This is a genomic window from Pediococcus parvulus (assembly GCF_964063155.1).
In the GTDB taxonomy this organism is placed as follows: domain Bacteria; phylum Bacillota; class Bacilli; order Lactobacillales; family Lactobacillaceae; genus Pediococcus; species Pediococcus parvulus.
Genome location: NZ_OZ061292.1, coordinates 2,082,875 through 2,090,911, shown reverse-complemented (window position 1 = coordinate 2,090,911; position 8,037 = coordinate 2,082,875). Strand labels below are relative to the sequence as shown.

The 8,037-nt window shown below is 38.4% G+C and carries 7 protein-coding genes; all 7 read left to right on the top strand.

What is annotated here, in order from left to right; all coding sequences use genetic code 11:
* Window positions 1-492 (top strand): phospho-sugar glycosidase domain-containing protein (locus AB3217_RS10485; protein ID WP_367366098.1); only part of this gene is annotated, 492 nt, incomplete at its 5' end.
* Complete coding sequence (murQ, locus tag AB3217_RS10480; RefSeq protein WP_057784999.1) at window positions 492-1,397, top strand: N-acetylmuramic acid 6-phosphate etherase; 906 nt, start codon at window positions 492-494, stop codon at window positions 1,395-1,397. The genes AB3217_RS10485 and murQ, both read left to right, overlap by 1 nt.
* Entirely contained in the window at window positions 1,397-3,388 is a 1,992-nt protein-coding gene (locus AB3217_RS10475) for a glucose PTS transporter subunit IIA (RefSeq protein ID WP_260267674.1), read from the top strand. Before murQ ends, AB3217_RS10475 begins: the two co-directional genes overlap by 1 nt.
* Before the next feature lie 17 nt (window positions 3,389-3,405).
* Window positions 3,406-4,245 carry a MurR/RpiR family transcriptional regulator gene (locus tag AB3217_RS10470; protein ID WP_057784998.1) on the top strand — a complete coding sequence of 280 codons (840 nt, stop codon included), beginning with the start codon at window positions 3,406-3,408 and terminating at the stop codon, window positions 4,243-4,245.
* A 189-nt stretch (window positions 4,246-4,434) separates the two neighbouring features.
* A complete protein-coding gene (locus tag AB3217_RS10465; protein WP_260274887.1) occupies window positions 4,435-5,556 on the top strand; it encodes an NAD(P)-dependent alcohol dehydrogenase in 1,122 nt (373 codons plus the stop codon).
* 371 nt (window positions 5,557-5,927) lie between these two features.
* A complete protein-coding gene (locus AB3217_RS10460) occupies window positions 5,928-7,325 on the top strand; it encodes a GH25 family lysozyme (protein ID WP_068804759.1) in 1,398 nt (465 codons plus the stop codon).
* Between the two features lie 14 nt (window positions 7,326-7,339).
* Complete coding sequence (locus AB3217_RS10455; protein ID WP_367366097.1) at window positions 7,340-8,035, top strand: hypothetical protein; 696 nt, start codon at window positions 7,340-7,342, stop codon at window positions 8,033-8,035.
* The last annotated feature ends 2 nt before the right edge of the window (window positions 8,036-8,037 follow it).

Sequence of the window (8,037 nt, the reverse complement as noted above, 5' to 3'; positions counted from 1 at the left end):
GAAGCTCATCGAAATTTGAATCCCTTAGTTGCAGCCGATGAACTGAAAAATAAGTTGGGGGTTGATAAAGTTTTCATCGGTGATCCCCAAATTTCCAAACAACTTATGCAAAAGTTTGCCGACTATGAATTACACAATAAAGTGCAGTTGCAGGTCAAATCAGACTATACGACGCTATTTAAAAGAGTTTGGCACAATCGTCCTGAGGTCTCCCGAGATGTTGTCCGTTTGGTAGAATCACGAAAGCAAAATCAAATCACTAAACTGTCAATTAAATCTGACGATACTCTAAAAAGAAATGTGGGTGCAATTACACTTGATAATCAAGGCTATGGGCGCTATCAAGGCGAAATACAAATTTGTAAAATGACATTACAAAGTAATCCGAAAGTGAACGTGATTGGTCATGTGATAGCTAATGATTTGTCCATGCTTGTTTTAATAAAAGAGAACACTGGAATTGAATTTAAACCAGATGAAGGAGATAAATAATGATTGATTTAAGTAAACTAACAACTGAAACAAGAAATGCAAAAACCATGAATCTTGATGAAATGTCTACTGAAAAAGTTCTGGAATTAATGAATACTGAGGATCAGACAGTTCCTGTTAGTATTAAAAAAGCATTGCCAGAAATTACGGTGGCTGTGAAGCAGATTGTCAAAAGCTTTAAAAGTGGCGGTAGGCTCATTTATATGGGAGCAGGTACAAGCGGCAGACTTGGCGTTTTAGATGCAGCTGAATGTGTACCAACTTTTGGAACAGATCCCAAAATGGTTCAAGGATTAATAGCAGGTGGACAACAAGCTATGACTTTGGCTGTAGAAGGTGCTGAAGATTCTAAAGAACTAGGAGAAGAAGATTTAAAAGACAGAAACCTTACTGAAAATGATACGGTAGTTGGAATTGCAGCCAGCGGACGAACACCTTATGTTATTGGCGGTTTGGACTATGCCACCAAAGTTGGTGCAAAAACAATTAGTTTAGCTTGCAATGATCATGCGGAAATTAGCAAACATGCTAAAGTTGCAATTGAAATTTCTGTTGGTCCTGAAGTCTTAACTGGATCAACTCGCTTGAAGTCAGGTACCGCTCAAAAAATGGTTCTAAACATGTTATCCACCGTTTCAATGGTTGGAATTGGCAAGGTCTACAAGAATCTTATGGTCGATGTAAAACCAACAAACGATAAATTGGTAGAGCGTTCCAAACGAATTATTATGCAGGCTACAGAGTGTGATTATTCAAAAGCAGAAAAAGCATTTAATTCTGCTGATCAAAATGTAAAGTTAGCAATTGTTATGATTTTAACTGATTTAAATAAAAATGAAGCTAAGGAACGTTTGAAAGATGCACATGGCTTTGTTCGTAAAACAATTAAGGGAGGTACAAACTAATGGCTGATGAAAAAATTAAACGACTTGCACGTGAAATTTATCAAAATGTGGGTGGTCCTAGTAACGTTGAAAAGCTAATTCACTGTATGACTAGAGTGCGAATGACAATTATCGATATGGATAAGGTCAATATGGAAGGATTGAAAAATATTGATGGTGTTTTAGGCGTTGTTGATGATGAAACACTTCAGGTTGTCATTGGACCAGGAACGGTAAACAAAGTTGCCCAAGAAATGGTTGACGAAGTTGGTGTAAAACTGGGCGAGCCATTTCCAGATGATGTCGGCGGTAATAGTCATTTAACTGATAAAGAAATGGTCGAAGCAAAAGCTGCCAGAGTTAAAGCAGAGCAAAAAGCAAAGCAGAAGCAAACGCCAATTAAGAGAATCTTGAAATCAATTTCGAATATTTTTATTCCATTGATTCCAGCCTTTGTTGGTGCTGGTTTAATTGGTGGTGTTGCAGCGGTCCTTTCTAACATGGTTCTCGCGGGCGATATTGGTAAGAGTTGGAATGACTTTATCATGGTTATGAAAGTTATTCAAAATGGTGTATTTTCCTATCTAGCAATCTATGTTGGTATTAATAGTGCTAATGAGTTTGGAGCGACTCCTGGACTAGGTGGTGTTATCGGTGCTGTGACGTTATTAACCGGTGTACTTCCAACCGCTCCATTGCACAATATATTTAATGGACAGGCCTTAGCAGCAGGGCAAGGCGGTATTATTGGTGTAATTTTTGCTGTTTGGATCCTTTCCTTAGTTGAGAAGAAATTACATCAGTGGATTCCGGATTCAATTGATATTATTGTGACACCAACGATTTCATTGTTTGTAGTTGGAATATTTACAATTTTCTTAGTTATGCCAGTTGCTGGTGTTGTTTCCACATCATTGGTTGGTGGTATTGAGTGGGTATTAAATGTTGGTGGTGCATTCTCAGGATTTGTTTTGGGTGCCTTATTCTTACCAATGGTAATGTTTGGACTGCACCAAATTTTAACCCCTATTCATATTGAAATGATTAACAAAACTGGTATGACACCATTACTACCTATCCTGGCAATGGCTGGTGCTGGCCAAGTTGGTGCTGCAATTGCACTGTGGATTCGTTGTCATCGAAACCACAAACTTACAAACATGATTAAAGGTGCATTACCAGTTGGAATTCTTGGAATTGGGGAGCCTTTGATTTATGGAGTGACACTACCACTTGGTAAACCATTTATCACCGCCTGTATTGGAGGTGGTATTGGAGGTGCAGTTATTGGCGGATTGGGACATATTGGTGCAATTGCCATCGGACCTTCCGGCGTAGCTTTAATTCCTTTAATTAATAATGGTCACTGGATGGGTTATGTCTTTGGTTTACTTGCTGCTTATGCTGGTGGCTTTGTTGCAACCTATTTCTTTGGAATTCCAAAGGATGCTGTTGATCCTGAACTTGCCACTGCTGATGCTGTTGTACCTGTGACTAATTCTGATTCAAATGTCAAAAATGAAGAAGTTAAAGAATCAGTTTCATATACTAAAGATACTGTAACAGCTCCTGTTAAAGGCCAACAAATTTCCGTTAGTGAAGTTAGCGACCCAATTATGGCTAAAGAAACTATGGGAAAAAGCGTCGCAATTAAGCCTAAAGATGATTCACTGGTTTATTCGCCCGTGAATGGGAAAGTAATGTTTGTAGCCGATACAGGGCATGCAATTGGATATACAAGTGATGCTGGGGAAGAAGTACTAGTTCACATGGGCATTGATACGGTTAATCTGAAGGGGAAATACTTTGACTTAAGCGTTAAACCAGGTGATGTTGTGACCCAAAATCAAGTGGTTGGAAAAGTAGACTGGACAGAAGTTGCTAAAGCTGGGTATGATACAGTTACGTTGGCAATCATTACAAACAGTCAGGATTTTACGGTTGATAAGGTGCCTGATAACACAGACGTTCAAAGCGATACGGTGGTAATGAATACAACTCCGGCCAGCTAGTAAGGTAGGAAAAGTATATGAAAAGTATTCTATTTTCTATTCATAGTCAAATCACTTCATTTTCAAAATCTGAACGAAAAGTTGCACAATATATTTTAGATCATCCACAACAAGTTATTGGAATGAATGCCGACACGTTAGCTAATAGAGCAGGTGTTAGTGCGGCCACAGTGGTTCGCTTGGCCAAAATTTTAAGTACTGACGGTTTCCCTGGTGTAAAAATTCAACTTTCTGCAGAAACTAAAATGGACGACAGTTTGTATACAGAGGTTGATCCCAAAGATCCACTGAATGTAGTTAAACAAAAAATGGAGTTTAGAATTGGACATACAATTGAACAGACCAATCTAACTTTGAAAGATAAAGCAGTTTCCCAAGCAGCTCAGCTAATTAGTGAAGCTGATGATGTTTATGCATATGGATTAGGTGCCTCAAGTATTGTCGCGGCTGACTTTCAACAAAAGTTTATTCGTATTGGTAAACCGGTAGTTCAGACGATGGACACGCACCTAATTGCAACAGGAATTGTAAAATCTGGAACTGTTTTGGTGTTGGTTTCAAACACAGGAGAAACTTTGGAAAGCCAAAAGCTGGCAGATGTGGCGCATGAACATGACGTACCAGTAATTACAGTTACGCACGACGAAAAAAGCACTTTGGCAAAAAAGAGTGACATTGTCTTGGTTCACGATGATAGTGAAGAAAATGAAAAATTTCGAACAGCCGCCACAACCTCCCTAATGGCGCAACTATATGTGATGGATCTACTTTACTATTTCTACATCTCTATGAATTTTGATGAAAACGTAGGTAAGCTGAAGGAATCACGAGATGTCATTCAAAAACATTTTAAGTAATTGGAATAGGACTGGGTTTTTAAGATTGAATTCTTAGAAACTTAGTTCTTTTGTTTTTCGCCTCCTTTAATGATTTGAAGGGGATGTTAGAGCTACTAGGTATTTTTTGTGAAATTTTGCAATTCTTTTTACAAACTGCTATAACAAATGTGTAAAAACGATTACATAGCTATTAGGAGGCTTTTTAGAATGAGAGTTAAAGCAGCTGTTGTTAGTGAAAAAGGTGCTGATTTTGAAGTTAAAGATGATGTGGAACTGGCAGAGATGCAACCAGACGATATACAGGTTAAAGTGGTGGCAACGGGAATTTGTCATTCCGATGAGGCACTTCGAAAGGGAGATGCGGAAATTGGTTATCCGATCATTTTGGGTCATGAAGGTTCAGGAATCGTTGAAAAAGTAGGCTCACATGTGCAAAATTTTGTGCCGGGCGATCACGTTGTTCTTTCGTTTTATGCTTGCGGAAATTGCGAAAACTGTTTGAAGGGTGTTCCAACGCAATGTTTACACTATGCAGAAAATAATCTTTCTGGTGTACGTCCTGATGGTAGCGCTCATTTTACTGAGAATGGCCATAAAGTTTGTGACATGTTTGATCAATCATCTTTTGCCACACATACTATTGTGCGAGAGCGTAATGCAGTTAAAGTATCTAAGAATCTTGATTTGCGAAAATTGGGTCCATTAGGCTGTGGCTACGTGACGGGAAGTGGGACTGTCCTGAATACTTTGAAGCCACATCCAGGACAAACTATTGCTGTCTTTGGTACCGGTGCTGTTGGACTAGCTGCGATGATGGCGGGAAAAATCTCTGGTTGTACCCGTGTAATTGCGGTAGATATTAATGACGGGCGTTTGAAATTAGCTAAAGAACTAGGTGCCACCCAAGTGATTAATAGCAAAAATGAAAATGCTGTTGAAGCAATTAAAAAGTTTACAAATGGACATGGTGTTAACTTTGCAGTAGATACAACTGGTGTTGCAGGTGTGATGGAAACCTCTATTAAAGCTCTGGCTCAAGGAGGTGTATCTGCATGTATTGCTGTGACACCTCATCACATTGATGTGGATACTTGGAATGATTTGTGTGTCGATGATAAGGCAGTTATCGGCGTCAATATGGGTGACTCCATTCCGCAAATTGATGTACCTCGTTTGATTGAATTTTACCGTCAAGGAATGTTTGACTTTGACAAAACAGAGAAATTCTACAAATTCAGTGAAATTAATCAAGCAAATGCAGATTCCATAAGTGGTAAGACAATCAAACCAATTTTGGTCATTGATGAAGATTATAAGTTTGAAGGCTAGGGTTTACAATAAAAATTCAGATGATTTTTGAGAAAATGTTGCTTTTTATTCATTAGCCAAAACTAAACAAACAGTAAAACTTATTTAGTTTAATTAAAAAGTAGTTCTGAATCCGGTTATTTTAATATTCATTTAATATTTATTTAGTAACCTATTTTTAAGGGGCGTTAGGTCCTAATTTATCTCGGGATTTCCTTAAAAACAACCAATAAAATTAAATAGCACAACTAAAAATCCCCGATAATATTATTACCAGGGATTTTTTGCAATATAAGGCACGAAAACGGGTTGCTGTAAAGGATGCTTACACGATCTGTCCATATTGATTTTTTTAAGGGAATTCCTCTTTTACTTAGAAAGGGAGTCTTTATATGAATTCAGTACATATGCATCCGACATGGAAAAAGAACTGGAGCCTGAAATTTATACTAGTGGTTATGGGATTTTTGATATTCGCTGGTTTTACCATGCAAACAACCCACGCCGCTACGCTTAATTCACAAGTTCCAGATTTGTCGGAATGGCAAGGAAAACTAACAGCAACACAGGTTAAAAATTTGGCCAAAGTTGAACCGTTCATTATTTTACGAGTTCAATATGGTAGTGATTACAAAGATAAGTATTTTGCGCAAAATGCCGCTTTGTGTGAGCAATATGGCTTGAAATACGGCGTTTATTCATTTAGTCAGTACATAAGCACTTCAGATGCCAAACAAGAAGCTAAAGATCTTTACACGCGGGCACCTAACGCGAGTTTTTACGTTAATGATTACGAAGAACAAACAGTGACAAGCGGTACTACCAACTCTGCCACAAAAGAGTGGTATACAGAACTTAACAGTTTAACCGCCAAGCATGTGTTGTTTTACTCCTATAATAGCTTTGCACAAACCTATGCGGCATCAGCTATGAAAAGCTACGATGGCTTTTGGTTAGCTGATTATACATCAATCGAACCAACTGCTATTTCGCATGTGCTTTGGCAGTTTTCCGATGACTGGTATAGTTCTCCAATCGCACAGTATGTGGATGCTAGTTTGAAATATGGGAAGGCAACTTCTTGGTTCTTGTCCACTAGCACGGCGTCCAGCAATTACGGCACAATCAGTAAATATGGTAAATACGTGTCAGAGAACAGTTCCAAATCAAGTTACACCATCTGGAAAAACCTAGCGTTTACAGCTAAAAACGGTAAAACGGGAAAAAGTGGTAAAACGTATTACGCAAAATATTCATATAAGCATAAAAACGGAAGCACTTATTTATCGCTTTATGACAAAAATGGTAAATGGGTAGGGTATGTTAATGCCAACGCCATGACAGTGATGACAGCGCACAGTTACAAACATACGGCCACAATTCACAAATCAACTTACAGTGTTTGGAACAATTTCTTATGGGCCAAGGTTAAACACTACACTAAAAATTATATGAATAAGAGTTATACAATTAAATACCAGTATATTCGCGGTAACGGTCAGGCATACTACTCACTTTATAAAGGAAACACGTGGTTTGGTTATGTCAATGCCAAGGCAACCTGGCGGGCAATTGGTACTAAAAAAACGGTCAAAATTGCTTTGAAAAATCAAACTATTTGGAAGAACCTATCCTTCACTAAAAAATTAGGCAGTACCAATAATTATTACGGAAAAATCTATACGGTGAAATATTATTACAATCATCCGAATGGCCACACTTATTACTCGTTGTATAGTGGAAATACTTGGGTCGGATATGTAAATAAAAATGTCGTCACAACTAATTAAAGGAGGTTAATCATATGAAAAGACAAAAAAGAATCGTGGTAATGGGATGCAGTTTTGTCGTCGGTTTAGCCTTGCTTGGAATTGGCGGGACGACCATGACAAACAATAATGTTACTGTTCATGCAGTGACGACGCCTGCCGACAAGGGCTTAGCTGCTCCAGAAAAAGTTGACGGGACACAAACTGAAGCCCAAACAGTCACTGGAAACAGTACTAGTGGCAAAGTAACGTATTCAAACGGTGCTAATAGCGCAACAACGGCAACCTATAAACAGCAAAAATATGGGACTACTAGCCAAGCTAAGACAGGTTTTGAAAACACGCAAAATCTAACGAATGCGGATGGGACTAAAGTTACGTTATCAGATGGTACCAAGGCAACCAGCCAAGGGGTCATGGGCCACGTTTATGTGCAATGGCAAAAAAATGGCTGGACTGTAACCACAGTGGCCGATACAGAAGATTTAACGACTTCTTCGGTTAATCAAACTAACAAAACTGTGACAGCCGTCGCGAATAAAGTGAAAAAATCTTTAAAGAGTAACAAGGTTATTACTCAAAACGTCACTCGGGGTAACGTGGTTGTTTATGATGGTGCTCAGCAGAAACCAGTTAATAATATTAGCTGGCAACAAAAGAATAAGGTTGTTCAAGTCAGTGGAAACAGTGCTGAAACAACTGCTAAGATTGCTAAGGAAGCTATAAAATAATT

Coding starts and splice junctions, on each gene's coding strand:
- murQ (WP_057784999.1), top strand. CDS start 492: ATGATTGATTTAAGTAAACTAACAACTGAAACAAGAAATGCAAAAACC.
- AB3217_RS10475 (WP_260267674.1), top strand. CDS start 1,397: ATGGCTGATGAAAAAATTAAACGACTTGCACGTGAAATTTATCAAAAT.
- AB3217_RS10470 (WP_057784998.1), top strand. CDS start 3,406: ATGAAAAGTATTCTATTTTCTATTCATAGTCAAATCACTTCATTTTCA.
- AB3217_RS10465 (WP_260274887.1), top strand. CDS start 4,435: ATGAGAGTTAAAGCAGCTGTTGTTAGTGAAAAAGGTGCTGATTTTGAA.
- AB3217_RS10460 (WP_068804759.1), top strand. CDS start 5,928: ATGAATTCAGTACATATGCATCCGACATGGAAAAAGAACTGGAGCCTG.
- AB3217_RS10455 (WP_367366097.1), top strand. CDS start 7,340: ATGAAAAGACAAAAAAGAATCGTGGTAATGGGATGCAGTTTTGTCGTC.